Origin of the sequence: Kitasatospora sp. MBT63 (assembly GCF_000710465.2) — a bacterium.
Taxonomy (GTDB): Bacteria; Actinomycetota; Actinomycetes; order Streptomycetales; family Streptomycetaceae; genus Kitasatospora.
Map to the genome: position 1 here is coordinate 1 of NZ_JAIZ01000620.1, position 1,573 is coordinate 1,573.

Sequence of the window (1,573 nt, forward strand, 5' to 3'; positions counted from 1 at the left end):
CCGCAGTACGCACCGGCGGGCCCGCCCGGTCAGCCCTGGCCGCCGCAGGCCGCGCAGCAGCCGGGCCCGCCGGCCCCGCAGCCGGTGGCCGACCCGCGGCAGGGTGGCTGGCCGCAGCAGGGCCAGTATCCGCAGCAGCAGCCCCACGCGCCCGCCTACCCGCAGCAGCAGGGCATGCCGCAGGCGCCCGCCGCGTTCCAGGGCGGCGGGCAGCAGCCGACCGCGCACGGCGCGGCGCTCGGCTACACCGCCGCGGTCGAGCTGTCCTCGGACCGGCTGCTGCGCGGCCAGCCGAAGGCGCAGCGCCAGCAGCCGCGGTTCCAGTTCGGCGGCAAGGCGGCGCAGGCCGACCGGGCGCGCAAGCTGGAGCAGATCCGTACGCCGGTGATGACCTGCTACCGGATCGCGGTGATCAGCCTCAAGGGCGGTGTCGGCAAGACCACGACCACCACCTCGCTCGGCGCCACCCTGGCCAGTGAGCGGCAGGACAAGGTGGTGGCGATCGACGCCAACCCGGACGCCGGCACCCTCGGCCGCCGGATCAAGCGTCAGACCGGCGCGACCATCCGCGACCTGGTGACGGCCATCCCGCACCTGCGCAGCTACATGGACGTCCGGCAGTTCACCTCGCAGGACCTCAACTCCGGCCTGGAGATCGTCGCCAACGACGTGGACCCGGCCGTCTCCACCACCTTCGACGACTCGGACTACCGCCAGGTCATCGAGGTCCTCGGGCAGCACTACCCGATCATCCTGACCGACTCGGGCACCGGCCTGCTGTACAGCGCGATGCGCGGGGTGCTCGACCTGGCCGACCAGCTGATCGTGGTCGCCACCCCGAGCGTGGACGGCGCCAGCAGCGCCTCCACCACGCTGGACTGGCTCTCCGCGCACGGCTACGCGGACCTGGTGCAGCGCAGCATCACCGTGGTCTCCGGGGTCCGCGAGACCAGCAAGATGATCCGGATCGAGGACATCGTCGCGCACTTCGAGACCCGCTGCCGCGGGGTGGTCGTGGTGCCGTTCGACGAGAGCCTGGCGGCCGGCGCCGAGGTCAACCTGCAGATGATGCGGCCCAAGGTCCGGGACGCGTACTTCGAGCTGGCCGCGCTGGTCGGCGAGGACATCGCGCGCGCCCAGCAGGGCGGCGGCTGGCAGGCCCAGGGGTACCCGCAGCAGCAGCCCGGCCCCGGCTACCCGCAGCAGCAGTACCCGCCGCAGCAGCCCGGTCCGGGCTACCCGCAGCAGCAGTACCCGCCGCAGGGCGGCTACCCGGGCGCGCCCGCGCCGGGTGCGCCGTGGGCCCCGCAGCCGGGCCAGGCGCCGCCGCCCGGGTACGGGCCGGGCCAGCAGCAGCCGTACCCGCCGCAGGGTGCGCAGCAGCCCCCGCAGGAGTGGCTCCAGCAGGGCCGGCCCGGTCAGCCGGGTCAGCCCGGTCAGCAGCCGGGCCAGCCTGGCTACGGGTACCCGCCGCCGCAGGAGCAGGGCCAGCCCGGCCAGCAGCCGCCCGCGCCGGGGTACGGCTACCCGCCGCCGCAGCAGTAGCGGCGGCCGAACGCGGCCCCCCCCCCCC

At 75.5% G+C, this 1,573-nt stretch carries 1 protein-coding gene; it reads left to right on the forward strand.

Annotated features, from left to right (window positions below; translation table 11 throughout):
• Positions 1–1,545: MinD/ParA family protein (locus AA75_RS32200; protein ID WP_033823878.1), on the forward strand; the 1,545-nt coding region annotated here is incomplete at its 5' end.
• Between the last annotated feature and the right edge of the window lie 28 nt (positions 1,546–1,573).